Annotated in this window: 26 protein-coding genes; 16 read left to right on the top strand and 10 right to left on the bottom strand. The window is 66.7% G+C overall.

Translation table 11 applies throughout. From position 1 onward, the window contains the following. Positions 1 to 12 precede the first annotated feature (12 nt). Together AC1RGU_RS17105 and AC1RGU_RS17110 are read left to right on the top strand one after the other, a co-directional pair. Positions 13 to 1,710 carry an NAD+ synthase gene (locus tag AC1RGU_RS17105; RefSeq protein ID WP_492696957.1) on the top strand — a complete coding sequence of 566 codons (1,698 nt, stop codon included), beginning with the start codon at positions 13 to 15 and terminating at the stop codon, positions 1,708 to 1,710. After that, positions 1,707 to 2,045 (top strand): P-II family nitrogen regulator, encoded by a 339-nt coding sequence (locus AC1RGU_RS17110; RefSeq protein ID WP_056580191.1) that lies wholly within the window; start codon positions 1,707 to 1,709, stop codon positions 2,043 to 2,045. Before AC1RGU_RS17105 ends, AC1RGU_RS17110 begins: the two co-directional genes overlap by 4 nt. Positions 2,046 to 2,176: 131 nt before the next feature. On the opposite strand, the gene AC1RGU_RS17115 is transcribed toward AC1RGU_RS17110, so the two are convergent. Genes AC1RGU_RS17115 through AC1RGU_RS17140 form a run of 6 tightly spaced genes read right to left on the bottom strand, consistent with a single transcriptional unit; the run spans position 2,177 to position 5,636 of the window. Next, entirely contained in the window at positions 2,177 to 2,767 is a 591-nt protein-coding gene (locus AC1RGU_RS17115) for an LOG family protein (RefSeq protein ID WP_492696958.1), read from the bottom strand. 31 nt (positions 2,768 to 2,798) lie between these two features. Then, a complete protein-coding gene (locus AC1RGU_RS17120) occupies positions 2,799 to 3,197 on the bottom strand; it encodes a diacylglycerol kinase (RefSeq protein WP_062481435.1) in 399 nt (132 codons plus the stop codon). After that, the gene (locus AC1RGU_RS17125; RefSeq protein WP_492696959.1) at positions 3,194 to 3,760 is read right to left on the bottom strand and encodes an RDD family protein; all 567 of its coding nucleotides are present in this window, start codon (positions 3,758 to 3,760) and stop codon (positions 3,194 to 3,196) included. The genes AC1RGU_RS17120 and AC1RGU_RS17125 overlap by 4 nt, the downstream gene beginning before the upstream one ends. 12 nt (positions 3,761 to 3,772) lie before the next feature. Next, the gene (locus AC1RGU_RS17130; protein WP_491513552.1) at positions 3,773 to 4,588 is read right to left on the bottom strand and encodes a DUF3106 domain-containing protein; all 816 of its coding nucleotides are present in this window, start codon (positions 4,586 to 4,588) and stop codon (positions 3,773 to 3,775) included. Positions 4,589 to 4,647: 59 nt separating this feature from the next. Continuing rightward, a complete protein-coding gene (locus tag AC1RGU_RS17135; RefSeq protein ID WP_062478060.1) occupies positions 4,648 to 5,073 on the bottom strand; it encodes a DUF3619 family protein in 426 nt (141 codons plus the stop codon). After that, on the bottom strand, positions 5,070 to 5,636 hold the full coding sequence (locus AC1RGU_RS17140) for an RNA polymerase sigma factor (RefSeq protein ID WP_062478063.1): 567 nt from the start codon (positions 5,634 to 5,636) through the stop codon (positions 5,070 to 5,072). Before AC1RGU_RS17140 ends, AC1RGU_RS17135 begins: the two co-directional genes overlap by 4 nt. Before the next feature lie 283 nt (positions 5,637 to 5,919). Here AC1RGU_RS17140 and AC1RGU_RS17145 point away from each other — a divergent pair, with 283 nt between their 5' ends. From AC1RGU_RS17145 to AC1RGU_RS17175, 7 genes are all read left to right on the top strand, one after another. Further along, positions 5,920 to 7,704, top strand: coding sequence for an acetolactate synthase 3 catalytic subunit (locus AC1RGU_RS17145; protein WP_062478065.1), 1,785 nt, complete (start codon positions 5,920 to 5,922; stop codon positions 7,702 to 7,704). A 129-nt stretch (positions 7,705 to 7,833) separates the two neighbouring features. Then, the gene (ilvN, locus tag AC1RGU_RS17150) at positions 7,834 to 8,325 is read left to right on the top strand and encodes an acetolactate synthase small subunit (RefSeq protein WP_062478068.1); all 492 of its coding nucleotides are present in this window, start codon (positions 7,834 to 7,836) and stop codon (positions 8,323 to 8,325) included. 148 nt (positions 8,326 to 8,473) lie between these two features. Beyond that, positions 8,474 to 9,490 (top strand): ketol-acid reductoisomerase, encoded by a 1,017-nt coding sequence (ilvC, locus tag AC1RGU_RS17155; RefSeq protein ID WP_062478069.1) that lies wholly within the window; start codon positions 8,474 to 8,476, stop codon positions 9,488 to 9,490. A gap of 193 nt (positions 9,491 to 9,683) precedes the next feature. Next, positions 9,684 to 10,508 carry a CDP-diacylglycerol--serine O-phosphatidyltransferase gene (pssA, locus tag AC1RGU_RS17160; protein ID WP_159276663.1) on the top strand — a complete coding sequence of 275 codons (825 nt, stop codon included), beginning with the start codon at positions 9,684 to 9,686 and terminating at the stop codon, positions 10,506 to 10,508. A 211-nt stretch (positions 10,509 to 10,719) separates the two neighbouring features. Further along, positions 10,720 to 12,423, top strand: a complete 1,704-nt coding sequence (leuA, locus tag AC1RGU_RS17165) for a 2-isopropylmalate synthase (protein ID WP_492696960.1) — start codon at positions 10,720 to 10,722, stop codon at positions 12,421 to 12,423. A gap of 51 nt (positions 12,424 to 12,474) precedes the next feature. Continuing rightward, positions 12,475 to 14,013, top strand: a complete 1,539-nt coding sequence (locus AC1RGU_RS17170; protein ID WP_070060915.1) for a 2-isopropylmalate synthase — start codon at positions 12,475 to 12,477, stop codon at positions 14,011 to 14,013. Positions 14,014 to 14,130: 117 nt separating this feature from the next. Beyond that, positions 14,131 to 15,297 carry a serine hydrolase gene (locus tag AC1RGU_RS17175; protein WP_095950197.1) on the top strand — a complete coding sequence of 389 codons (1,167 nt, stop codon included), beginning with the start codon at positions 14,131 to 14,133 and terminating at the stop codon, positions 15,295 to 15,297. 107 nt (positions 15,298 to 15,404) lie between these two features. Here AC1RGU_RS17175 and AC1RGU_RS17180 read toward each other — a convergent pair whose 3' ends face one another. Genes AC1RGU_RS17180 through aat form a run of 3 tightly spaced genes read right to left on the bottom strand, consistent with a single transcriptional unit; the run spans position 15,405 to position 17,771 of the window. Beyond that, entirely contained in the window at positions 15,405 to 16,229 is an 825-nt protein-coding gene (locus AC1RGU_RS17180) for an IclR family transcriptional regulator (protein ID WP_070060913.1), read from the bottom strand. Between the two features lie 30 nt (positions 16,230 to 16,259). Further along, positions 16,260 to 17,009, bottom strand: a complete 750-nt coding sequence (locus AC1RGU_RS17185; protein WP_062478083.1) for an arginyltransferase — start codon at positions 17,007 to 17,009, stop codon at positions 16,260 to 16,262. 6 nt (positions 17,010 to 17,015) lie between these two features. Next, complete coding sequence (gene aat / locus AC1RGU_RS17190) at positions 17,016 to 17,771, bottom strand: leucyl/phenylalanyl-tRNA--protein transferase (RefSeq protein ID WP_492696961.1); 756 nt, start codon at positions 17,769 to 17,771, stop codon at positions 17,016 to 17,018. Between the two features lie 227 nt (positions 17,772 to 17,998). On the opposite strand from aat, the gene AC1RGU_RS17195 reads away from it, so the two are divergent. Genes AC1RGU_RS17195 through AC1RGU_RS17215 form a run of 5 tightly spaced genes read left to right on the top strand, consistent with a single transcriptional unit; the run spans position 17,999 to position 22,493 of the window. After that, positions 17,999 to 20,329 carry a xanthine dehydrogenase family protein molybdopterin-binding subunit gene (locus AC1RGU_RS17195; protein WP_492696962.1) on the top strand — a complete coding sequence of 777 codons (2,331 nt, stop codon included), beginning with the start codon at positions 17,999 to 18,001 and terminating at the stop codon, positions 20,327 to 20,329. A gap of 38 nt (positions 20,330 to 20,367) precedes the next feature. Then, complete coding sequence (locus AC1RGU_RS17200) at positions 20,368 to 21,282, top strand: helix-turn-helix domain-containing protein (RefSeq protein WP_492696963.1); 915 nt, start codon at positions 20,368 to 20,370, stop codon at positions 21,280 to 21,282. Next, entirely contained in the window at positions 21,261 to 21,623 is a 363-nt protein-coding gene (locus tag AC1RGU_RS17205) for a VOC family protein (protein WP_492696964.1), read from the top strand. The genes AC1RGU_RS17200 and AC1RGU_RS17205 overlap by 22 nt, the downstream gene beginning before the upstream one ends. 19 nt (positions 21,624 to 21,642) lie before the next feature. Continuing rightward, on the top strand, positions 21,643 to 22,050 hold the full coding sequence (locus AC1RGU_RS17210; RefSeq protein ID WP_492696965.1) for an SRPBCC family protein: 408 nt from the start codon (positions 21,643 to 21,645) through the stop codon (positions 22,048 to 22,050). Continuing rightward, a complete protein-coding gene (locus AC1RGU_RS17215) occupies positions 22,047 to 22,493 on the top strand; it encodes a nuclear transport factor 2 family protein (RefSeq protein WP_492740800.1) in 447 nt (148 codons plus the stop codon). The genes AC1RGU_RS17210 and AC1RGU_RS17215 overlap by 4 nt, the downstream gene beginning before the upstream one ends. Here AC1RGU_RS17215 and pobA read toward each other — a convergent pair. Beyond that, entirely contained in the window at positions 22,463 to 23,644 is a 1,182-nt protein-coding gene (gene pobA, locus AC1RGU_RS17220; protein WP_492696967.1) for a 4-hydroxybenzoate 3-monooxygenase, read from the bottom strand. The two genes, AC1RGU_RS17215 and pobA, sit on opposite strands and share 31 nt — an antisense overlap. A 153-nt stretch (positions 23,645 to 23,797) precedes the next feature. Between pobA and AC1RGU_RS17225 the strand changes: the two genes are divergently transcribed. Next, positions 23,798 to 24,568: an IclR family transcriptional regulator domain-containing protein gene (locus AC1RGU_RS17225; protein ID WP_492696968.1), complete on the top strand. Its 771-nt coding sequence runs from the start codon at positions 23,798 to 23,800 to the stop codon at positions 24,566 to 24,568. A gap of 61 nt (positions 24,569 to 24,629) precedes the next feature. Next, the gene (locus tag AC1RGU_RS17230; RefSeq protein WP_062478105.1) at positions 24,630 to 25,289 is read left to right on the top strand and encodes a response regulator; all 660 of its coding nucleotides are present in this window, start codon (positions 24,630 to 24,632) and stop codon (positions 25,287 to 25,289) included.

Here is a 25,289-nt window from a genome sequence, read left to right on the forward strand (position 1 = left end):
TCTTCCTTCTGTATGACGCTCAAGCTCGCCATCGCGCAACTCAATTTTGTGGTGGGCGACCTCGTCGGCAATGCGCAGAAGATCGTCGGCGCCGCACGCGAGGCCTACGCGCAAGGCGCACGTCTTCTGCTGACACCCGAACTCTCGATTGCCGGCTATGCAGCGGAGGACCTGTTCCTCCGTCCCGCCTTCACCGAAGCCTGTGATGATGCCGTGAAAGGCATCGCCGCCGCGCTGGCCGACCTCAAAGACATGGTCGTGGTGGTGGGGCATCCCAGCGGCGGCAGCCTGCGCAGCCGGTCTGTGGCCGTGCAGCTGCGCCACAACGCGGCCAGCGTGCTCAAGGAAGGCCGCATCCTCGAGACCTACGCCAAGCGCGAACTGCCGAACTACCAGGTGTTCGACGAGCGCCGCTACTTCACGCCGGGGCAGGGCACCTGCGTGTTCGAGGCGGGCGGCGTGTCGGTGGGCCTGCTGATCTGCGAGGACGCCTGGTTCGACGCGCCGGCCGAGCTGGCGCGCGCCGGCGGTGCCGAGGTGCTGGCGGTGATCAACGCCTCGCCGTACCACGTCGGCAAGGAAGGCGAGCGCGTGGCGCGCATGGCCGACCGCGCGCGTGCCGTGGGCCTGCCGCTGGTCTACGCACACCTGGTGGGCGGGCAGGACGAGGTGGTGTTCGACGGCGCCTCGTTCGCACTGCAGGCCGATGGCACGCTGGCCGCGCAGGCCGAGAGCTTTCGCGAGCGGCTGGTCTTCATGGAGCTCGCGCGCGGGGCGCAGGGCGGCGTCGCCGTCGTGGCCGACCCGTCGGCCATCGCCGCGCCGCGCGACGCCGAGGCGCAGCTGTGGGACGCGCTGGTGCTCGGCGTGCGCGACTACGTGGGCAAGAACGGCTTTCCGGGCGCGATCCTGGGGCTGTCGGGCGGCATCGACTCGGCGCTGGTGCTCGCGATCGCGGTGGACGCGCTGGGCAAGGACAAGGTCCGTGCGGTGATGATGCCGTCGCCCTACACGGCCGACATCAGCTGGATCGACGCGCGCGACATGGCCGGCCGGCTGGGCGTGCGCTATGACGAAATTTCGATCAGGCACACCTTCGAGTCCTTCAAGGCCGCGCTGGTCGGGGAGTTCGCGGGCCGGCCGGAAGACACGGCCGAGGAGAACATCCAGGCCCGCATCCGCGGCACGCTGCTCATGGGACTGTCGAACAAGTTCGGCGCCATCGTGCTGACCACCGGCAACAAGAGCGAGATGGCCACCGGCTACTGCACGCTCTACGGCGACATGGCGGGCGGTTTCGCGGTCATCAAGGACCTGCTCAAGACCACGGTGTTCGCGCTGGCGCGCTGGCGCAATGCCCACGACCCGTACGGCACCGGCGCGGCGCCGATTCCCGAGCGCATCATCACGCGGCCCCCGAGCGCCGAACTGCGCCCCGACCAGACCGACCAGGACAGCCTGCCGCCCTACGACGTGCTGGACGGCATCCTGGCACGCTACATGCAGGACGATGAAGGCATCGACGAGATCATTGCCGCGGGCTACGACCGCGCGGTGGTCGAGCGGGTTGCGCGGCTCATCAGGATCAACGAATACAAGCGGCGCCAGGCGCCCGTAGGCATCCGGGTCACCCACCGAAGCTTCGGCAAGGATTGGCGTTACCCTATCACCAGCAAGTTCAACGAAACCGCCGGAGCACAAAAACCATGAAGCAGATCACCGCCATCGTCAAACCCTTCAAGCTCGAGGACGTGCGCGAAGCCCTCGCCGAGGTGGGTGTCACCGGCCTCACGGTGACCGAGGTCAAGGGCTTCGGCCGCCAGAAGGGCCACACCGAGCTGTACCGCGGCGCGGAGTACGTGGTCGACTTCCTGCCCAAGATGAAGGTCGAAGTGGTCGTCAACGAGAGCGACGTGGAGCGCTGCATCGAGGCCATCGTGAGCTCGGCGCGCACCGGCAAGATCGGCGACGGCAAGATCTTCGTGACCGAGGTGGAGCGCATTGTGCGCATCCGCACCGGCGAAGAAAACGAAAACGCAGTTTAGGCTCGCCCCCAGGCTGCGCGCACTTCGTGTCGCTTCGCCAACCCCCTACCGGGGGCAACACCTGCGGCCCGGCAAAGCCGGTTCCGCGGTGTTCGCTGGAATGGGACCCCGAGGCTCTTGGGGTTTTCGGGTCAGAGGTTTTCTGAAAGCTTGTCGTCGCGGGGGTGCAAGGGGACTTCGGCGCGCAGCGCGGTCAGCAGTTCGCGCACGTCAGTGCCGGTGCGCACCAGGTCCATCTGCCATTCACCCATGAAGCCCTCGCGCACGCTGTGCGCCAGGAAGCTCAGCAGGCCGTCGTAGTAGCCGGCGGTGTTGAGGATGCCGGTCGGCTTGTCGTGGTAGCCGAGCTGGCGCCAGGTCCAGATCTCGAACAGTTCTTCGAAGGTGCCGATGCCGCCCGCCATCGCGAGGAAGGCGTCGGCGCGCTCGCCCATCATGGCCTTGCGCTCGTGCATGGTGTCGACCACGTGCAGCTCGTCGCACAGGGGGTTGGCCAGTTCCTTGTCGACCAGGGCCTTGGGAATGATGCCGACGACGCGGCCGCCGGCCTGGCGGGTGGCCTCGGCCACCGTGCCCATCAGGCCGGTGCGGCCGCCGCCGTAGACGAGCTGGCCGCGGTGGCTGCCGATCCACTGGCCCACGGCCTGGGCGGCCTGGGAAAACTCGGGGCGCTCGCCGGGGCGCGAGCCGCAATACACGCAAATCGAAAATTCAGGGGTCATCCTGCGATCATGCCGCAGGCGGCGGACCCGCTCATGACACGAAGCGTTGCCACAGGGCCGCGGCCCAGATGCCACCGCACAGCGTGAGCGACAGCAGGACGGCGGCGCTGCCCATGTCCTTCGCGCGCTTGGAGAGGTCGTGCCATTCGGGGCCGATGCGGTCGATGGCGGCTTCCACCGCCGTGTTGAGCAGCTCCACGATCATCACCAGGATGGCGCTGCCGGCGAGCAGCGCCACCTCGACCCAGCTGCGTCCGAGCCAGAAGGCGGCCGGGATCATCAGCATCGACAGGATGGCTTCCTGGCGGAACGCCGGCTCGCTCCAGCCGGCGCGCAGGCCGTGCAGCGAGATCAGGGTGGCATGCCAGACGCGCTCGAAGCCCTTGCGGGCCTTCTGCGGATTCACGGCGGGGTCGGGCAGGGCACTCATTGGCGGCTCATCGGCTTGGAGGTGATGAGCCGCGTACCGGCCCAGGCGTCGTGCCAGAACTGGCGCTCGGGGTGAAAACGGGCCAGCAGCGCCCAGATGGCGACCCAGCCGAAAATCAGCACGGTCGACTCGCCGCCCGACAGCTTGAACGGGGCGATGGCGGCCAGCGGCGGCAGGAACCAGACCCAGCTCAGCAGGTAGCGCGCCAGCGCACGGCCCTGGCTGACGGGCTGGCCCTGGCGATCGACGATGCGGATGTTCCACGTCTTCATGGCCAGTGTCTGACCCTTGGCCCAGAACCAGACGAAGTAGACGCCGAACACCACGAAGAGGAAGGCCTGCAGCAGGTGACGCCGCTCGTCCATGGCGTCGCGCATCTGGCCCAGCGTGCTGAACAGCCAGCCGGACACGAACACGACCGCAAACAGCAGCATGCCCTCATAGAGCCAGCAGGCCATGCGTCGCCACAGGCCGGGCACCGCGGGAGCGGGTGCATGGGGAGCGGAGGCAGAGGGCGAGGCGGACTGGCCGGGTACCGAGGCCTCGGGCGAACTGGAAACCATCGAAACCTTCGGTCAGGGGGCGGAGGACGAGGCCGCAGGCGCCGTGGCCGCGGACGGCGCTGGCACCTGGGCCTCGGCGGGCACCGGCGGCGGCGTGAGGCTGCTCGGCGCCGACGCCGCCGGGGCGACCACGGTGCTGGCCGGCACTGCGGGGCGTTCCGCGGCGGCAGGGGGCGTCGCCGGCGAACTCACCACGATGGCCGCCGGCGGCAGCACGGGCGTGGGCGGCGTGGCCGGCACGATCCGGGGCGTGTGCTGCCCGGGCGGCGTGACGGCCGGCACGGGCACGAGCTTCTGCGACGAGACCGGGCGCACCGGCAGGGCGGCGCCGCGGGGCTTGGGCGGGGCACTCTCGGCGAGCTTGCGTTTTTCTTCTTCGCTCAGCGCCTGGTACTGCTCCCACTTGAGCTTGCGCTCGTCGGCAGGCACGCGCTTGACCTCGGCGAAATTCAGGCGGGCCTGGGCGCGCTGCTGGTTGCTCAGCGCCGCCCATTCGATCATGCGGCTGTGCAGCGTGACCTGGTCGTCGGCGGGCATGTTCGCGTAGTTGCGCGACAAGGCCAGCCACTTGCGCTTCTGGCCGGCGTTCAGCGTGTTCCAGTGCGAAGCCAGCGGCTTCAGGGCGTGCTGCTGCTCATTGCTCAGTTCGTTCCACAGGGGCTTGGTCGTGGCAACGGCCTTGGGGCTTGCCGCGCCATTGGTGGCTGCGGCGTGCGTGGCGGGCTTGGCGGTTTCGGGCAGTGTCTGTGCATCGGCCAGCGTCAGGCCGAAGGCAGCGGCTGCCAGCGCACCCGCCCAAACGACGGCGCCCGCCGGGAGCGGGCGCAACGGAAGCAGGGCTTTCGCACGGGAAACGGAGCGGCGTCGCATTCGGTCGGGCAAGGTGTTCAGTCGGAGGCGCTGTCGGACTTCAGGAATTGGGCGAAGCCGGGATCGGTGTAGGCGGCGGGCGGCAGGTCGCCCGTCAACAGGGCCGAGTCGACCTCGGCGAGTTCGCTGGCGCGGTCGTCGTCCTGCAACACGCTGATGGTGATCAGCCCGGCCACCAGGGCGATCAGGGGCACCACGGAACCGATGCGCGTCCACCAGCTGCCGCCCAGTGTGACCGTGTGGCCCGACTGGACTGCGACGGGCGCCGTGCGCAGCTGCGGCGCCTGCTTGCGCGCGGCCACGGCCTGCGAACGGGCAACGCGCAGACGCTCGCTGATGTCGTGCGGCAACGCTTGATTGCCGTCCGACAGCCGGGCCGCCAGCCGTTGGCCGAAGCGGTCTTCTGCTGCGCTGGATTGAGAGGTTGGAACCTTAGTGTTCATAGCGATATTCCCTTGGCCTTGAGCGCCTTGCTCAGAGCGTGGACAGCTCGCGAACAATGGGTTTTGACGCTGCCCTCGGAGCAGCCCATTGCGGCGGCCGTCTCTGCGACGTCCATTTCCTCCCAGTAACGCATCAGGAAAGCCTCGCGTTGACGGCCGGGCAAAGCCGCGATCTGTTCTTCGATTTCGTGAAAGACCTGGCTTCGTCGCGTGGTGTCTTCGGCGCTCTCCGATTCTCTGGAGTCGGTTGGCGAGACGAAGTTCTCCAGCAGGTCGAAATCTTCGCCGTTGTCGGCCGGTTCGAAGTCGCTCAGGTTGGAAAAAAGGGCGCGGCGGGTCTTCTGGCGGCGGAACCAGTCGAGCGTGCAGTTCGACAGGATGCGCTGGAACAGCATCGGCAGTTCCTCGGCAGGCTTGTCGCCGTAGTGCTGGGCCAGCTTCATCATGCTGTCCTGCACGATGTCCAAGGCCGCTTCTTCGTCCCGCACGTGATAGACCGAGCGCTTGAAGGCCCGTCGTTCGACGTTTTTCAGGAAGTCGGAGAGTTCGTGTTCAGTAGCCAAATGAGAGGGGGCGGCGGGACGCGCCGCGTGGGGAGGATGTTTGGCGAACGCTCATGTTTTTATGCCGCGGATTATGCCTTTGTGCCAAGACAGGGCACCTGAAGCGAGTCTGAACGCGCCGGTAGTGTCATAATCCGCCTTGCAAGTCAAAAGGCAAACGGGTCACGGTCCGGCGGAACATCAGTCCGCTCATGGCTTTGGCCTCAAGTCCTGGCGCGGCCCCACAAGGGCTGGCAAGGGGCACCCAAGGTTTTTCGTTCCCGAAAAAACACAAAGGTTGATCATGGAAATCTCGAAGGCGGAACTCGCTTCCGCAGCAGCCGCGTCCTCTGGCGCCGGCAACACCACGCAAGAACTCATGGGCGCTGAAGTGCTGGTCAAGGCACTGCAGGCCGAAGGCGTCCAGTACATCTGGGGCTACCCGGGCGGCGCGGTTCTCTACATCTACGACGCGTTCTACAAGCAGGACACCATCCAGCACGTGCTGGTGCGCCACGAACAGGCCGCCGTGCACGCTGCCGACGGCTATGCGCGCGCCACCGGCGAAGTCGGCGTGGCACTGGTCACCTCCGGCCCCGGCCTGACCAATGCGGTCACCGGCATCGCGACGGCGTACATGGACTCGATCCCGATGGTGATCATTTCCGGTCAGGTGCCGACGGCCGCCATCGGCCTCGACGCCTTCCAGGAATGCGACACGGTCGGCATCACGCGCCCCATCGTCAAGCACAACTTCCTCGTCAAGGATCCGAAGGATCTGGCCATGACGATGAAGAAGGCCTTCCACATCGCACGCAGCGGCCGTCCCGGCCCCGTGGTGGTGGACGTGCCGAAGGACGTCTCCTTCAAGAAGATCCCGTACAGCGGCTATCCCGACAAGGTCGAGATGCGCTCGTACAACCCGGTGCGCAAGGGCCACGGCGGGCAGATCCGCAAGGCGCTGCAACTGCTGCTGGCGGCCAAGCGCCCCTACATCTACACCGGCGGCGGCGTGCTCCTGGGCAATGCCACGAACGAGCTGCGCACGCTGGTCGACATGCTGGGGTACCCCGTCACGAACACGCTGATGGGCCTGGGCGCCTATCCGGCGAGCGACCGCAAGTTCCTGGGCATGCTGGGCATGCACGGCACCATCGAAGCCAACAACGCGATGCAGAACTGCGACGTGCTGCTGGCCGTGGGTGCGCGCTTCGACGACCGCGTGATCGGCAATCCGAAGCACTTCGCGCAGAACGAACGCAAGATCATCCACGTCGACATCGACCCGTCGAGCATCTCCAAGCGCGTGAAGGTCGACATCCCGATCGTCGGCGACGTGAAGGACGTGCTCACCGAACTCATCTCGATGATCCGCGAGAGCACCACCAAGCCTGACGCCGGCGCGCTGGCCGATTGGTGGAAAACCATCGAAAGCTGGCGCTCGCGCGACTGCCTCAAGTACGACCGCGACAACAAGGACGTGATCAAGCCGCAGTTCGTGGTCGAGACCCTCTGGAACATGACCAAGGACGCCGACACGTACATCACGTCGGACGTCGGCCAGCACCAGATGTGGGCCGCCCAGTACTACCGCTTCGACGAGCCGCGCCGCTGGATCAATTCGGGCGGCCTGGGCACCATGGGCGTGGGCATTCCCTACGCCATGGGCATCAAGCTCGCCAAGCCCGACTCGGAAGTGTTCACCATCACCGGCGAAGGCTCGGTGCAGATGTGCATCCAGGAGCTCTCGACCTGCCTGCAGTACAACACGCCGATCAAGATCTGCTCGCTCAACAACCGCTACCTGGGCATGGTGCGCCAGTGGCAGGAGATCGAATACTCCGGCCGCTACAGCCACAGCTACATGGACGCGCTGCCCAACTTCGTGAAGCTCGCCGAGGCCTATGGCCACGTCGGCATGCTGATCGAGCGTCCACAAGACGTGGAGCCGGCGCTGCGCGAGGCGCGCAAGCTCAAGGACCGCACGGTGTTCATGGATTTCCGTACCGACCCCACCGAGAACGTGTTCCCGATGGTCAAGGCCGGCATGGGCATCACCGAGATGTTGCTGGGTTCCGAAGATCTCTGATCCGGAACATTCGTTCGTTCAACCTTTACTGACGAATCTATTGCCCGCCAAGCCCGCGCATTACCGTGCACGGGGGAGGGCGGCGAAAGCGAAAGCTTCCGCGTAGGCGAAAAGAGGAGTCACGCCAACATGAAACACATCATTGCAGTGCTGCTGGAAAACGAGCCGGGTGCTCTTTCCCGCGTGGTGGGCCTGTTCTCGGCCCGTGGCTACAACATCGAATCGCTGACCGTGGCGCCGACCGAGGACGCAAGTCTCTCGCGCATGACCATCGTCACCAACGGCTCGGACGACGTGATTGAGCAGATCACCAAGCACCTGAACCGCCTCATCGAGGTCGTGAAGGTGGTCGACCTGACCGAAGGCGCCTACACCGAGCGCGAGCTCATGATGGTGAAGGTGCGCGCGGTGGGCAAGGAACGCGAGGAAATGATGCGCATGGCGGAAATCTTCCGTGGCCGCATCATCGACGTGACCGACAAGAGCTACACCATCGAGCTGACTGGCGATCACGGCAAGAACGACGCTTTCCTGGAAGCGATCGACCGCGGCGCCATCCTCGAGACGGTGCGCACCGGCGCCAGCGGCATCGGGCGCGGCGAACGCATCCTGCGGGTCTGACACCATGATTCGGAGCTCAGTCGCTGCCCGTTCGGGCTGAGCTTGTCGAAGCCCTCGCGCGAGCGGGGACTGCATTGAGCCCTTCGACAGGCTCAGGACGAACGGCACAACAACACACTGCAACTCGCTTATCTATCTGGAGAACATCATGAAGGTTTATTACGACAAGGACGCGGACCTCAGCCTCATCAAGGGCAAGACGGTTGCCATCATCGGCTACGGCTCGCAAGGTCACGCACACGCGCAGAACCTGAACGACAGCGGCGTCAAGGTCGTGGTCGGCCTGCGCAAGGGCGGCGCTTCGTGGGACAAGGTCGGCAAGGCCGGCCTGCAGGTCGCTGAAGTCGCTGATGCCGTGAAGTCGGCCGACGTCGTCATGATCCTGCTGCCCGATGAGCAGATCGCCGCCGTCTACAAGAACGACGTGGCCCCGAACATCAAGGAAGGCGCTTCGCTCGTCTTCGCGCACGGCTTCAACGTGCACTACGGTTTCGTGCAGCCGCGCGCCGACCTCGACGTGTGGATGGTCGCTCCCAAGGCTCCGGGTCACACCGTGCGCGGCACGTACACGCAAGGTGGCGGCGTGCCGCACCTGATCGCGGTGCACCAGGACAAGAGTGGCAAGGCGCGTGACCTCGCGCTGAGCTACGCCACCGCCAACGGCGGCGGCAAGGCCGGCATCATCGAGACCAACTTCCGCGAAGAAACCGAGACCGACCTGTTCGGCGAGCAAGCGGTTCTGTGCGGCGGCACGGTCGAGCTGATCAAGGCTGGTTTCGAAACGCTGGTGGAGGCCGGCTACGCGCCCGAAATGGCGTACTTCGAATGCCTGCACGAGCTGAAGCTGATCGTTGACCTGATCTACGAAGGCGGCATCGCCAACATGAACTACTCGATCTCGAACAACGCCGAATACGGCGAGTACGTCACGGGCCCGCGCATCGTGACCGACGAGACCAAGAAGGCCATGAAGAAGGTCCTGCAGGACATCCAGACCGGCGAATACGCCAAGAGCTTCGTGCTCGAAGCCGCTGCCGGCCAGCCGGTGCTGATCAGCCGCCGTCGCCTGAACGCCGAGCATCAGATCGAAGTCGTCGGCGAAAAGCTGCGCGCGATGATGCCCTGGATCAAGAAGAACAAGCTGGTCGACCAGACCCGCAACTGATCTTCAGAGGCAAGAGCCAGCAGGGTGCTACGGCACCCTGTTTCGGAGGGCCACCCGTCGCGGTGGCCCTTTTGTTTGAAGGGGAGTGCACGGGTCCCCTGAACTACACTGCGAAGCATGCGATTCACAGACCAAGATGCTATCGAATGGATAGCTGATCGGGCAGTTCCCACGATGGACGGAGGCCATTTCAATGCATGACGACACCGTCCCCGACGACGCGCAACCGCGCAAGCGTCGCAAGGGCATCTACATCCTGCCGAACCTGTTCACGCTGGCGGCGTTGTTCGGCGGCTTCTACTCGGTCGTGATGGCCATGAACGCGCGCTTCGACCTCGCGGCGCTCGGCGTGTTCGCCGCGATGATCCTCGACAGCCTCGACGGCCGCGTTGCGCGCATGACCAACACGCAGAGCGCGTTCGGCGAGCAGATGGACTCGCTGTCCGACATGGTGTCGTTCGGTGCGGCGCCGGCGCTCATCGCTTACGAATGGTCGCTCAAGGGGCTGGGACGCTGGGGCTGGATTGCCGCCTTCGTGTACTGCGCCTGCGCGGCACTGCGGCTCGCCCGCTTCAACGTCAACACGGGCGTGGTCGACAAGCGCTGGTTCCAGGGCCTGCCGTCGCCAGCGGCTGCTGCGCTCGTGGCCGGCTTCATCTGGCTCATGACCGAGTGGGGCAAGCGCGGCGGCGAGGTGCTGTACCTCTCGTGGACGCAGATCACGTGGATCACTTTCGCGTTCACGCTCTATGCCGGACTCTCGATGGTCACCAATGCGCCGTTCTACAGCTTCAAGGACGTCCAGATGAAGAAGAGCGTGCCTTTCGTCGTGATCGTGCTGATCGCGCTGGGCATCGCGGTCATCAACATCCATCCGCCAACGGTGCTGTTCAGCCTCTTCGTGGCCTATGGGTTGAGCGGCTACGTGGTGTACGCGTGGCGCAAGGCCAAGGGCCAGCCGGTGAGCGTGATCAGTACCTCGACCGAAGAGCCCGACGAGCGGGGGCTGCACAACTGAAGAAGCCCCGGGCCTTCACAGGCCCGCAAAGGCTGTGCTACATTCGCAACCCTCATGACCAAGATTTCGCTGCTGGCCCTACTAGCCCTCCCTCACGGGCGGAGACGGTAGCGCACGCGCTAATCCCTCATCACGGCCCGTTCGCACCAGCAACGGGCCGTTTGTCTTTTGGGGTTGCTGGTTGAGTTCCAACCATCACAGAGAAATCGACATGCTCAAGCAACCTCAAGCCAAATACCGCGCATTCGCCCCGATCGGCCTCAAGGACCGCACCTGGCCCGATGCCGTGCTGACCAAGGCCCCGATCTGGCTGTCGACAGACCTGCGCGATGGCAACCAGGCCTTGGTCGAACCCATGGACATCGCGCGCAAGATGCGCATGTTCGAAACCCTCGTGGCCATCGGCTTCAAGGAAATCGAAGTCGGCTTTCCCTCGGCGTCGCAGGTCGAATTCGACTTCGTGCGCAAGCTCATCGAGGAAGACCGCATTCCCGACGACGTGACGATCCAGGTGCTCACGCAAGCGCGCGACCACCTCATCGAACGCACCTTCGAAGCCTTGCAAGGTGCACCGCGCGCCATCGTCCACCTCTACAACGCGGTGGCCCCCGTGATGCGCCGCGTGGTGCTCGGCATGGACGAAGACCAGATCGTCGAACTCGCGAGCAGCCATGCCCGCATGTTCAACGACTTCGCCGCAAAGCAGCCGAACACGAAGTGGACCTTCCAGTATTCGCCCGAGATGTTCTCGGGCACTGACGTGGTCTTCTCCAAGCGCGTGGTCGACGCGGTCACCGAAGTCTGGGCACCGACGCCCGAGCGCAAGTGCATCGTCAACCTGCCCACCACGGTGGAGCATTCCACGCCGAACATCTTCGCGGACATGATCGAGTGGATGCACCGCAACCTCGCGCGCCGTGATTCCATCGTGCTGTGCGTGCATCCGCACAACGACCGCGGCACCGGCACCGCAGCCGGCGAACTGGCCTTGATGGCCGGCGCAGAGCGCATCGAAGGCTGCCTTTTCGGCAACGGCGAGCGCACCGGCAACCTCGACCTCGTGAACGTCGCGCTCAACCTCTACACGCAGGGCGTTTCGCCCGAGCTCGACTTCTCGAACATCGACGAGATCCGCGCGACTGTCGAGCACTGCAACCAGATCCCGGTACACCCGCGCCATCCGTATGTAGGCGACCTCGTCTATACCTCGTTCTCGGGCTCGCACCAGGACGCGATCAAGAAGGCCTTCGCCGCGCGCAAGGACGGCGACATCTGGGACATTCCGTACCTCCCCATCGACCCGAAGGACGTGGGCCGCAGCTACGAAGCCGTGATCCGCGTGAACAGCCAGTCGGGCAAGGGCGGCATGGCCTATCTGCTCGAGAGCGAGTACGGCCTCGAGATGCCGCGCCGCCTGCAGATGGAATTCATGCAGGTCGTGCAGCGCGTGATGGACGTGGGCGGCAAGGAACTCACCGCCGCCGACCTCTGGCAGATCTTCGTGAACGAATACGGTATCGAGACCGCCAAGGCCTTGCAGCACCGCGTGATCCAGGAAGAAGGCGAGGGCGCCGAGGCCACGGTCGTGCTGCGCGGCGACCTGCCATGGGACGGTGAGACCCGCGCCATCGAAGGCCGCGGCAACGGCCCGATCGACGCCTTCACACAGGCACTGAGCCAGGCCACCGGCCACACGGTGCGCGTCATGGACTACCACCAGCACGCCATCGGCGCGGGCGCCGACGCCAAGTCGGTGGCCTACCTCGAGCTGCGCGTCGACGAGTCGCAGACCCTGTTCGGCGTCGGCATCGATGCGAACGTGATCTCGGCCTCGCTGAAGGCGATCATCTCGGGCGTGCAGCGGGCCAGAGGCCGGGGCGCGCGCAGCGCACAATCGGTGGCTGAAGTCGCCTGACGCACCGGCACCAGCCGCACGCAAGGTGGGAACGAACCAAGGAGATCCACGATGACCGACCAACTCATTATTTTCGACACCACCTTGCGCGACGGCGAACAGTCGCCCGGCGCCTCGATGACGCGCGACGAAAAATTGCGCATCGCCAAGCTGCTGGAGCGGCTCAGGGTCGACGTCATCGAAGCCGGTTTTCCGGCCAGTTCGAACGGCGACTTCGAGGCCGTGAAGGCCATCGCCAATGCGATCAAGGACTCGACGGTGTGCGGCCTCTCGCGTGCCAACGACCGCGACATCGCGCGCGCAGCCGAGGCCCTGAAGGGCGCGGCGCGCGGGCGCATCCACACCTTCATCGCGACCTCGCCGCTGCACATGGAAAAGAAGCTGCGCATGTCGCCCGACGAGGTGCATGAGCAGGCCAAGCTGGCCGTGCGCTTCGCGCGCAACCAGATCGCCGACGTCGAGTTCAGCCCCGAAGACGGCTACCGCAGCGACCCCGACTTTCTGTGCCGCGTGCTCGAAACCGTGATCAACGAGGGCGCGACCACCATCAACGTGCCCGACACCGTCGGCTACGCCATCCCCGAGCTGTACGGCAACTTCATCAAGATGCTGCGCGAGCGCATTCCCAACAGCGACAAGGCGATCTGGTCGGTGCATTGCCACAACGACCTGGGCATGGCCGTGGCGAACTCGCTGGCCGGTGTGAAGATCGGCGGCGCGCGCCAGGTCGAGTGCACGATCAATGGTCTGGGCGAGCGCGCGGGCAACTGCTCGCTCGAAGAAGTGGTCATGGCCGTGAAGACGCGCAGGGACTACTTCGGGCTCGACCTGAACATCGACACCCAGCACATCGTGGCCGCCAGCCGCATGGTCAGCCAGACCACGGGCTTCGTAGTGCAGCCCAACAAGGCGGTGGTGGGCGCCAACGCGTTCGCACATGCCTCGGGCATCCACCAGGACGGCGTGCTCAAGGCGCGCGACACCTACGAGATCATGCGCGCCGAAGACGTGGGCTGGACCGCCAACAAGATCGTGCTGGGCAAGCTCAGCGGCCGCAACGCCTTCAAGCAGCGCCTGCAGGACTTGGGCGTGACGATGGAAAGCGAAACCGAGGTCAACGCCGCGTTCGCGCGTTTCAAGGAGCTGGCCGACCGCAAGTCCGAAATTTTCGACGAGGACATCCTCGCGCTGGTCAGCGCGGAAGAGCTGTCGCACGTTGGTGAACAGTTTGCTTTCGTCTCTCTCTCCCAGCACAGCGAAACCGGCGAACGGCCTCAAGCCAAGATCGTGTTCACGGTCCAGGGCAAGGAAGTCACCAGCGAATCCGACGGCAACGGGCCGGTCGACGCGTCCCTCAAGGCCATCGAGGCCCACGTCAAGAGCGGCGCCGAGATGGTTCTTTACTCTGTAAACGCCATCAGTGGCTCGACGGAAAGCCAGGGAGAAGTTACAGTCCGGTTACAAAACGCAGGGCGGGTGGTCAACGGTGTGGGGGCAGACCCCGACATCGTGGTCGCTTCGGCAAAGGCTTATTTGAGTGCGCTCAACAAGTTACAGAGCCAAGCTGAGAGAGTGGCGGCACAAGGTTAGGTTTTCAGGCGTTCCTTGGTATTCGAATGAAGAAGAGGATGCAAGTAACTGATATTGCGTGTCTTTTTTGATTTCGATACACTGCGGTCCTCGTTTGTTGCCGCTGGAGATTTATTGATGCCTGAAACCCGTCTACGTCGAGTTTCCATCCAGCGGTTCCTACCCGCCTTCAAGTTCCTCGCCGTGGCGCTGTGCGCCTCGGCGTTTTTGCTGCCTGGCGCCCAGGCCGCGAAGAAGGAAAAACCCGCTGCCGCCAAGTCCGCCGTCGCCAAGAAGGCGAAGGCACCTGCCGAGGCCAAGCAACGCAATGCGTCCGCTTCCAAGGTGGCGCGCGGCGGTCGCGCCGAGCAGGCCGACAAGGTCGTGCGTGGCGGCCGCAACGTCGTGGCCACCATCCACAAGAAGAACGGCAAGACGGTCGTCGCCGTGCAGCGCCGCTCGGTGGTGCGCGTCGAGACGCCAGCCCGCCAGTCCTTCGGCCAGATGGCCGGCCTGCACAGCACCGACGACGCACTCGACCTGAAGTCGAGCGTCGCCCTGGTGATCGACCAGGACACCCACGAGGTGCTGTTCAGCAAGAACGACCACGCCGTGCTGCCCATCGCCTCGCTCACCAAGCTCATGACCGGCCTGCTGATCAGCGAAGCCCACCTGCCGAACGACGAGCTCATCACCATCACGCAGGACGACGTCGATACCGAAAAGGGCAGCCGTTCGCGCCTGACCGTCGGCACCACGCTGTCGCGCGGCGAGCTGCTGCACCTGGCGCTGATGTCGAGTGAGAACCGCGCGGCGCACGCGCTGGGCCGCACCTACCCGGGCGGTCTCACGACCTTCGTGAGCATCATGAATGCCAAGGCCCGCATGCTCGGCATGAAGGACACGCGCTACGTGGAGCCCACCGGCCTGTCGAGCCGCAACCAGTCGAGCGCGCAAGACCTGGCGCTGCTGGTCAACGCAGCCTATTCGGACGCCACGGTGCGTTCGCTGTCCACGTCGCCGGAGTACCAGGTCGAAGTCGGCAACCGCGTGCTGCAGTTCAACACCACCAACCGCCTCGTGAAGAGCCCGGAATGGGACATCGGCCTGCAGAAGACGGGTTACATCTCCGAAGCCGGCCAGTGCCTCGTGATGCAGGCCAAGGTGGCTGGGCGCAAGCTGATCATGGTGTTCCTGGATTCGGCCGGCAAGTTCAGCCGCATCGCCGACGCCGAGCGGGTTCGCCGCTGGGTCGAGGCCACGCATGCCGTGTCGGGTCCGCGCGGCTTCCAGGTCGCTGGCTAACCTGAGCGGGGAGGCCGTTCAACGGCCTGCCTGCTGCCCTTGTACAGGGCCAACCGGCTGACTCGCCGGGAGGAAGAGAGAAGAAGGAGTCGAAAGCAAACGGGCGCTCAGGCGCCCGTTGTCACGTTCGCACCCGACGCAGGCGTTGCAGCCATGCCGTCCTTGAAGCCCAGCGCGCCCGAGATTTCGTTGGCGGTCGCCTGCAGCTTGGGCAGCCAGCCTTCGTCGAGGCGATCGGCCGGGGCCGAGATCGACAGGCCTGCCACCAGTTTGCCCTGGTCGTCGTAGATGCCGGCGGCCATGCAGCGCACGCCCAGCTCCAGCTCTTCGTTGTCGCGGGCGATGCCGTACTGGCGCGCCTTCGACAGCTCGCGCTCGAGCGCGGGCAGCTGGGTGATGCTGTTGCGGGTGTGGCCGGCCAGGCCGGTGCGCGTGGCGTAGCTGCGCACGCGCTGTGGGTCGTCGGCGGCCAGGAACAGCTTGCCGGTCGAGGTCAGGTGCAGGGCGGCACGGCCGCCGATCGCGCGCACCACCTGCATGCCCGAGCGTTCGCTGTAGGCGCGCTCGATGTACACGATCTCGTCGCCCTGGCGCATGCTGAGGTTGACCGGCTGCTGCGTGAGCTTGTGCAGCTCGCGCATCGGCCCCAGGGCCGCGTCGCGCACGTTCAGCCGGCCCTTGACCAAGTTGCCAAGCTCGAGCAGACGCATGCCGAGGCGGTAGCTGCCGGCTTCCGGGCGGTCGACGAAGCGGCCGACCGCGAGGTCATTGAGGATGCGGTGCGTGGTCGACGGGTGCAGCCCCGTCTTTTCGCTGATTTCCTTCAGCGAGATCGCTTCTTCGCGCGAGGCCAGGACATCGATCAGCGAGAACATGCGCTCGATGACCTGGATGACGGGAGTGGCGGGAACGTCGGATAGGTTTTTTCTCATGGCGCAATGCGGTGATGACCGTGCGCCATTTTACCTTGTGAAATCGCTCGGTGCCTGCCAGTGGCCGTCCACCAACACTTCGTGCGGGGAAAAGCGCGCCTTGTAGTGCATCTTGGGGCTGCGCTCGATCCAGTAGCCCAGGTAGACGTGCGGCAGCCCCAGCTTGCGGGCCTGCTCGATCTGCCACAGCACGCTGTAGGTGCCGTAGCCGGCGCCGTCCTCGGGCTCGTAGAAGGTGTAGACGGCCGAGATGCCGTCGCTCAGCACGTCGAGGATCGACACCATCTTCAGCGCGCCCGGGCTGCCGTCGGGCAGGGTCTCGCGGAACTCGACCAGCCGCGAGTTGACGCGGCTTTGCAGCAGGAACTGCGTGTACTGGTCGATGCTGTCGTGGTCCATGCCGCCGCCCGAGTGGCGGCCGGTCTGGTAGCGCAGATAGAGCTGGTAGTGCTCGGGCACGAAGCACAGCTTGAGCACGCGCGCCTGCAGGTCGGCGTGCTGTTTGGCGGTGCGGCGCTGGCTGCGGTTCGGCTTGAAGCTGTGCGCCAGCACGCGCAGCGGGATGCAGGCGCGGCAGCCGTCGCAATACGGCCGGTAGGTGAACATGCCGCTGCGCCGGAAGCCGCTGAGCACCAGGTCGGAATACGCGTCGTTGTGGATCAGATGGCTGGGCGTGGCCACCTGCGAGCGGGCCTGGCGATCCGGCAGGTAGCTGCAGGGGTAGGGCGCCGTCGCGTAGAACTGCAGCGTGTGAAGCGGAAGATCCTTGAGGTGCGTCACGTCACGTCACGTCGAAAGAAGAGGTCGCTCGGAAAGGAGTTCGGACCAGTATACGGGGTCGAATTGCCACTGCGGGCCCTCCTGTTTTCGGGCCTGGGCCACGTGCGCGACGAAGCGCGCGCGCGGCATTTCGCGGGCGCCGAGGCTGGCCAGGTGCGCGGTGTTCTGCTGGCAGTCGATCATCGCGATGCCGGCGCGCCGGCACAGCGCGACCAGTCCGGCCAGCGCGATCTTCGAGGCGTCGGGGCGGCGCGTGAACATCGACTCGCCGAACACGGCGCGGCCCAGCGCCACGCAGTAGAGCCCGCCCGCCAACTCGCCGTCGATCCAGGTTTCGACGCTGTGCGCGTGCCCGGCGTGGTGCAATTGCGTATAGGCCTTCACCATGTCCGGCACGATCCAGGTGCCCGACTGGCCGGCCCGCGCCGACTGCGAACAGGCCTGGATCACCGTTCCAAAATCGTGATCGATGCGCAGCTCGCAGCCGGGCGTCGCGGCAAAACGGCTCAGGGTCTTGCGCAGCGAGCGATGCAGCCGGAAGTCGTTCACCCGCAGCACCATGCGCGGGTCGGGGCTCCACCACAGGATGGGCTGGTCGTCGCTGAACCAGGGGAAGACGCAGCGGCTGTAAGCCTGCATCAGAGTATCGACGTCGAGGGCGCCGCCGGCCGCCAGCAGGCCGGGCACCGGGTCCCTTTCGTCCCACGCCGAAGCGGGGTCGGGCAGTGCATCTCCGGGTTCGAGCCAAGGCAGTTGTCGCATGGATGCAGGTATACACGGCTTCTCGAAAACGCAAGCCAGTTGAGGGAAAATCCCGCTCACACGGGAACAGTCCACAAGGCTGCGGCCCTGGTGCCACCGCCGATGGCACGCGAGACAACCCCACAAGACCCGTCGAAAAACCTATAGTGCACAGCTTGCTTTCGCAGTACCACAGCGGATCCGGCAGGCATGTGCAGGGCGCCGGGGATCAGCACAAGAGGACCACGTTGACCACTGAACCCAATCCCACGCGCTTCGGCAGCGGCCAGGCGGTGCGCCGCCTCGAGGACGAAAGCCTGCTCGCAGGCGCCGGCCGTTACACCGACGACGTCACGCTCGCCGAGCAGGCGCACCTCGTCTTCCTTCGCTCCCCCTATCCGCATGCGCGCATCGTGTCCATCGACACGTCCGCGGCCGTCGGCATGCCCGGCGTGCTGCGCGTGATCACCGGGGCCGACCTGGCCGAGGCCGGCGTTAAGCCGATGCCCGGCGCGGCCGGCTTCAAGCGCGCGGACGGCAGCGACAGCGCCAGCCCGCCGCGCCGCGCCCTGGCGCACGAGCGCGCACGCTTCGTCGGCGAACCGGTGGCGGCCGTCATTGCCGACACCGTGCAGCAGGCGCGCGACGCGGCCGAGGCCGTGATGGTCGATTACGAAGAGCTGCCGATGGTGGTCGACCTGCCGGGCGCGACCGCCGAAGGCGCGCCGCTCTTGTGCGAGGAGGCCACGGGCAACATCGCCGCCGAGATGCGCCACGGCAGCAGCGAAGCCGCCACCGCCGCGTTCGAGCGCGCCGCCCACGTGATTGCCCTGGACGTGAACAACCAGCGCGTGGTCGCGCTCACCATCGAGCCGCGCGCCGTGCTTGCCACGCACGACAGCAAGACCGACCGCCTCACGATCCGCATGAGCACCCAGATGCCGTCCGGCGTGCGCGATTCGGTCTGCGCGGCCATCGGCCTGGCCAAGGAAAAAGTGCGCGTGGTCGTGGGCGACGTCGGCGGCGGCTTCGGCATGAAGACCGGCGCCTACCCCGAGGACATCGCGGTCGCCTACGCCGCGCTGCAGGTGGGCCGGCCCGTGAAGTGGGTGGCCGACCGCAGCGAAGAGTTTCTCTCGAGCGCGCACGGCCGCGACATCGAGGCGCGCGCCGAAATGGCCCTGGGCGCCGACGGCAAGATCCTGGCTCTGCGCATCAAGACGCTCGCCAACGTCGGCGCCTACGCCACCGGCACCGGCGTCGCGATCCAGCTGCTGATCGGCCCCTGGGTGCAGACCAGCGTCTACGACATCCAGACCATCGACTTCCATTTCAAGGCGGTGCTCACCAACACCGCGCCCACCGGCGCCTATCGCGGCGCGGGCCGGCCCGAGGCCATCTTCACCATCGAGCGCCTGATGGACGAGGCCGCGCGCCAGACCGGCATCGACCGCATCGCGCTGCGCCGGCGCAACTTCATCCGCCCCGAGCAGATGCCCTACAAGAACCCGATGGCGCAGACCTACGACACCGGCCAGTTCGAGTCGGTGATGGACCAGGCACTGCAGCTGGCCGACTGGCAGGGCTTCGAGGCCCGCGCGGCCGAGTCCGCGGCGCGCGGCAAGCAGCGCGGCCTGGGCATTGCCACGTTCCTCGAATGGACCGGCGGCAACGTGTTCGAAGAGCGCGTCACCGTCTCGGTGCAGGCCGATGGCGTGATCGAGGTGTTCTCGGCCGTCAACGCCATGGGGCAGGGCATCGCGACCTCGCTCGCGCAACTGGCCGTCGATGCCTTCGGCGTGCCCATCGAGAAGGTGCGCGTCGTGCTCGGCGACACCGACCGCGGCGACGGCTTCGGCAGCGCCGGCTCGCGTTCGCTCTTCACCGGCGGCTCGGCCGTGCGCATCGGCGCCGAGCGCACCATCGACAAGGCACGCGAACTCGCGGCGCAGGAGTTCGAGGCCTCCATCGACGACATCGTCTACAGCCGCGGCACCTTCATCGTGGCCGGCACCGACCTCGAGCTCGACCTGTTCACCCTGGCCGCCAAGCAGCCGGGGCGCGAGATCTTCGTCGACTCCACCAGCACCGTGGCCGGCCCGAGCTGGCCCAACGGGTGCCACATCTGCGAGATCGAGCTCGACCCGCCCACGGGCGAGATCAGCGTCGTGGCCTACAGCTCGGTCAACGACGTAGGCCGCGTGGTCAACCCGATGATCGTGCGCGGCCAGCTCGAAGGCGGCGCGGTGCAGGGCATCGGCCAGGCGCTGTACGAGCAGGTGGTGTACGACAGCGAAACCGGCCAGCCCGTCACCGGCAGCCTCATGGACTACGCCGCGCCGCGCGCCGACATCGTCGACACCATGTTCCAGATGGAAATGGACGAATCCACGCCCTGCAAGAACAACCCGCTGGGCGTGAAGGGCGTCGGCGAGCTGGGCACCATCGGCGCCACGCCGGCCATCGTCAACGCGGTGGCCGACGCCTTTGCACGCAACGGCCTCGGGGCCCGCGCGCCCCGCCTGCACATGCCGCTGAGCCCGTCGCGCGTGTGGCAGGCCATGCAGACGATCGACTGAGCGCCACGGCCGGTGATCGAAGGGCGACGAAAGTCATCATGCGCGTCACCACCGAACTGCAGACCGACGCGATCCGCGTCTCGACCTACCGCTGCGACGCGGGCGTCGGCGCGGCGCCGTTCACCGAGATGCACGAGACGCACTCGGTCTCGTACGTGCGCAAGGGCAGCTTCGGCTGCCGCGCGCTCGGCCGCGACTACGAGCTGGTGGCCGGCGCGGTGCTGGTCGGCGCGCCGGGCGACGACTACGTCTGCACCCACGAGCACTTCGCCTGTGGCGACGAGTGCCTGTCGTTCCACTTCTCGCCGGGCTTCGTCGATCTGATCGGCGGCGACCGGCGCAGCTGGCATGCCTCCGGGCTGCCGCCGCTGCCCGAACTCATGGTGCTCGGCGAACTCGCGCAGGTCGCGGTCGAAGGCGGCAGCGACGTGGGCCTGGACGAACTGGGCATGGGCTTCGCCAGCCGTTTCCTCGATGTGGTGAAAGGGCGCGGCAAGCCCGCAGCGCCGCCGTCGGCCACGCCGCGCGACCGCCGCCGCGCGGTCGAGGCCGCGACGTGGATCGAAGCCCACGCGGCAGGCGAGATCGGCCTGGAAGACGCGGCCGCGCAGGCGGGCCTGAGCGCCTTCCACTTTCTGCGCCTGTTCTCCCAGGTGCTCGGCGTCACGCCGCACCAGTACCTCGTGCGCTCCCGGCTGCGCCGCGCAGCGCGCCTGCTGGCGGACAGCGATCTTCCCGTGACCGAGGTCGCCTTCGAGGCCGGCTTTGCCGACCTGAGCAACTTCGTGCGCACCTTCCACCGTGCGGCCGGCGTGTCGCCGCGCGGTTTCCGGCTGGCTGCCAAGGGCGACCGCAAGATTTTCCAAGACCGCCTGGCCGCGCTGCTTCACGATGACCGCTTGATCCACCCTTCAAGCAGGAAGTCATCGCCATGTACGACCACATCGGACTGAAAGTCAAAGACCTCGCCGCGAGCCGGCGCTTCTACGAAGCCGCGCTCGCGCCGCTCGGCCACGTGCTGGGCTCCCACGACGACGAAAGCTACGCCGGCCTCGGCCCGGCCGGTGAACCGGCGCTGTGGCTCTACGCTGCGAAAGGCGCCAAGGGCCCGGGCACGCACATCGCGTTCCGTGCGCCCGACCACGCGGCCGTCGCCGCCTTCCATAAGGCCGGCCTGAAAGCCGGCGGCACCGACAACGGCGGTGCGGGGCCGCGCGCCGACTACAGCCCGACCTACTACGCGGCCTTCCTCATCGACCCCGACGGCAACAACGTCGAGGCCGTCTGTCCCTGACACGAAAGGCATCGACCCCATGGCCACCGTCTACAAGGAATTCATCGTCGAGGCCGATGCCGCGCAGGTGTGGGACGCGCTGCGCGACTTCGGCGCCGTGCACACGCGCCTCGCGCCGGGCTTTCTCACCGGCTGCGAGCTCGACGGGCAGGGCGCCCGCATCGTCCACTTTGCCAACGGCCTCGTGGCGCGCGAGCTGCTCGTGGCCCTCGATGACGAGAACCGCCGGCTGGCCTACACCGTGACCGACGGCAAGGCCACGCACCACCACGCGTCGGCCCAGGTGTTCGCGCACGGCGAAGGCCGGTCGCGCTTCGTCTGGATCACCGATGTGCTGCCCGACGGGCTCGCGGCGTACGTCGAGCCCATGATGGCGCAGGGCGGCGCCGCGATGAAGAAGACACTGGAGAAAGCCAGCGAACGATGAGCACGCCGATGACACCTGCCGCGAGCGAGATCCGGGCGGTCGTGCAGCGCTACGCGCAGGCCTGGGCCGCCAACGACCTCAAGGCCATCGTCGACTGCTACCACGACGAGGTCGTCTTTCACTACTTCGGCCGCAGCCCGCTCGCGGGCGCGCACCGGGGCAAGGCGGCCTGCCTCGCGGTGCTCAAGCAGGTGAAGGAACGAACGAACCGCCGGCTGGTCGCGATCCGCGACGTGCTGGCCGGCGAGCATTTTGGGCTGATCGTCGCCGTCGAGCAGTTCGAGCACCAGGGGCGCCTGTTCGAACTGGAGCGCCAGCTGCGCTACGCCGTGAGAGACAGCAAGCTCAGCGAATGCTGGATCTACGACGAAGACCAGCGCTGGGTCGACGAGGTGCTGTCGTCGCCCGCCGCTCAGAAGTCTTCGAGCGGCAGCCCCACGTAGTTTTCCGCCAGCGCGGTGGACGCCGCGCGCGAATGCACGAGGTAGTCGAGCTCGGCTTCCTGGATCTTCTGGCCGAAGGCGCCCGTCTCGGGAAAACGGTGCATCAGCGAGGTGAACCACCACGAGAAGCGTTCGGCCTTCCAGACCCGGCGCAGGCACAGGTCTGAATAACGGTCCAGCGCCGAGGCCGACTTCTCGTTGTAGAAAATCTCCAGCGCGCGCGACAGGTACCCCACGTCGGCCGTCGCGAGGTTGAGCCCCTTGGCGCCGGTCGGCGGCACGATGTGCGCGGCGTCGCCGGCCAGGAACAGCGAGCCGAAGCGCATCGGCTCGGCCACGAAACTGCGCAGCGGCGCAATGCTCTTTTCGAGCGACGGGCCGGTCACCAGCCGTTCGCGCGCTTCGGGGTCGAGGCGCGCGCGCAGCTCGTTCCAGAAGGCCTCGTCGCTCCAGTTCTCCACCTTCTCTTCGGTCGGCACCTGCACGTAGTAGCGCGAGCGCGTGGCGCTGCGCATGCTGCACAGCGCAAAGCCGCGCTTGGTGTTGGCGTAGATGAGTTCGTGCGACACCGGCGGCACGTCGGCCAGCACGCCGAGCCAGCCGAAGGGGTAGACCTTCTCGTAGGTCTGGATCGCGTCGGCCGGCACGCTGGCGCGGCTCACGCCGTGGTAGCCGTCGCAGCCGGCGATGAAGTCGCACTCGATCTCGTGCGTCTGGCCGTCTTTCTCGTAGCGAACGCGCGGCTTGGCCGAATCGAAGTCGTGCAGGCTGACGTTGGCTGCGCTGTAGATCGTCGTGAGGCCTTCGGCCGTGCGCGCTTCCATCAGGTCGCGCGTCACCTCGGTCTGGCCGTACACCGTGACCTGCTTGCCGCCCGTGAGGTCGTGCATGTCGATGCGGTGGCGCGCGCCCTTGAACAGCAGCTCGATGCCGTCGTGCGGCAGGCCCTCGGCCTTGGCGCGGGTGTCGACGCCCGCGCGCGCCAGCAGGTCCATCGTGACCTGCTCGAGCACGCCGGCGCGGATGCGGCCCAGCACGTAGTCGCCGCTCTGGCGCTCCACGATGATGTTGTCGATGCCTGCCTTGTGCAGCAACTGGCCGAGCAGAAGGCCGGCGGGGCCTGCGCCGATGATGGCGACCTGGGTGCGCATGTTCGTGTCTCCGAAAGGGTTTTGCCAAGCGTAGGGCGCGGGCGGCCGGTTGGGGCGGCGACTGGCGAGGCTCTGTGCGATCATGCGAACGCGTGCGCGATCATCGCGCAACACTTCTTCAGCCGACCGATCCACGACGAACTCCGACGACGAATGACCATCGCCCGCGCCGACTTCATCGAGGGCATCGCCAAGGGGATGGCGGTGCTCGAAAGCTTCGACACCGAGCGCCAGCGCCTGAACGCCACGCTGGCGGCAGAGCGCGCCGGCCTCACGCGCGCCGCCGCCCGGCGCCACCTGCTCACGCTGGCCCACCTGGGCTACCTGGAAACCGACGGCAGCTACTTCTGGATGGCGCCGAAGGTGCTGCGCTTCTCGGGCAGCTATCTGGCCTCGTCACGCCTGCCGCGCGCGCTGCAGCCCACGCTGAACCGCCTCGCGGCGCAGACGGGCGAGTCGTTCTCGGCCGTGGTGCTCGACGGCGAAGAGGTGGTCATCGTCGCGCGCAGCGGCAGCTACGGCACGCCCACGCGCGTGCTGGCCTACGGCCTGCACCTCGGTGCGCGCCTGCCGGCCCACGCCACCTCGACCGGGCGCGTGCTGCTGGCCGCCATGGCCGCCACGCAGCTCACGCAGTGGCTCAAGGGGCGGCACCTGGCGCGACTCACGCCGCACACCATCACCCAGGCACGCGCCTTGCGCCAGCGCATCGCGCAGGTGCGCAAGGACGACTACTGTTTCGCCAGCGAAGAGCACGAGCTCGGCGTGCAGGCGCTGGCGGTGCCGCTGCGCGACATGCAGGGGCACACGGTGGCGGCGCTCAACGTGGTGCTGTCGGGCACGCGCTACCAGGAAGAGACCCTGCAGCGCGAGATGTTGCCGCTGCTGTTCGAGGCAGCGCGCGAGGTGCGCTCCCATCTGTGAGCGCAGGCGCGCTGAACTTTCGGCGCCAGCGCGGCCTCGAACCCCCGAAACGGACACCACCATGCGACTCCTGCTTCTCGAAGACGACGTGATGATCGGCGAGGCCGTGCTCGACCTGTTGCGGGCCGAGCAGTACGCGGTCGATTGGGTGAAGGACGGCGACGCCGCCGAATCCGCATTGCGCACCCAGCAGTACGACCTGGTGCTGCTCGACCTGGGCGTGCCGCGCCGCGACGGCCTGGAAGTGCTGCGCGCCCTGCGTGCACGCAAGCAGCGCATGCCGGTGCTGATCGCCACCGCGCGTGACTCGGTGCAGCAGCGCATCGAAGGCCTCGACGCCGGCGCCGACGACTATGTGCTCAAGCCCTACGACCTCGACGAGCTGCTGGCCCGCATCCGCGCCTTGCTGCGACGCGCATCCGGACGTGCCGAGCCGGTCTACGAGCACATGGGCGTGAGCATCAACCCCGCCACGCGCGAGGTCGCGGTGAACGGCGAGCCGGTGGTGTTGTCGGCGCGCGAGTGGGCCGTGCTCGAGCCGCTGCTGGCTCGCCCGGGCATGGTGCTCTCGCGTGCCCAGCTCGAAGAAAAGCTCTACGGCTGGAAGGACGAGATCAGCAGCAACGCGGTCGAGGTCTACGTGCACGGCCTGCGCAAGAAGCTGGGCGCCGAACTGATCCGCAACGTGCGAGGCGTCGGCTACATGGTGCCCAAGGCATGA

The organism is Variovorax sp. GW823-FHT02B07 (assembly GCF_058797695.1).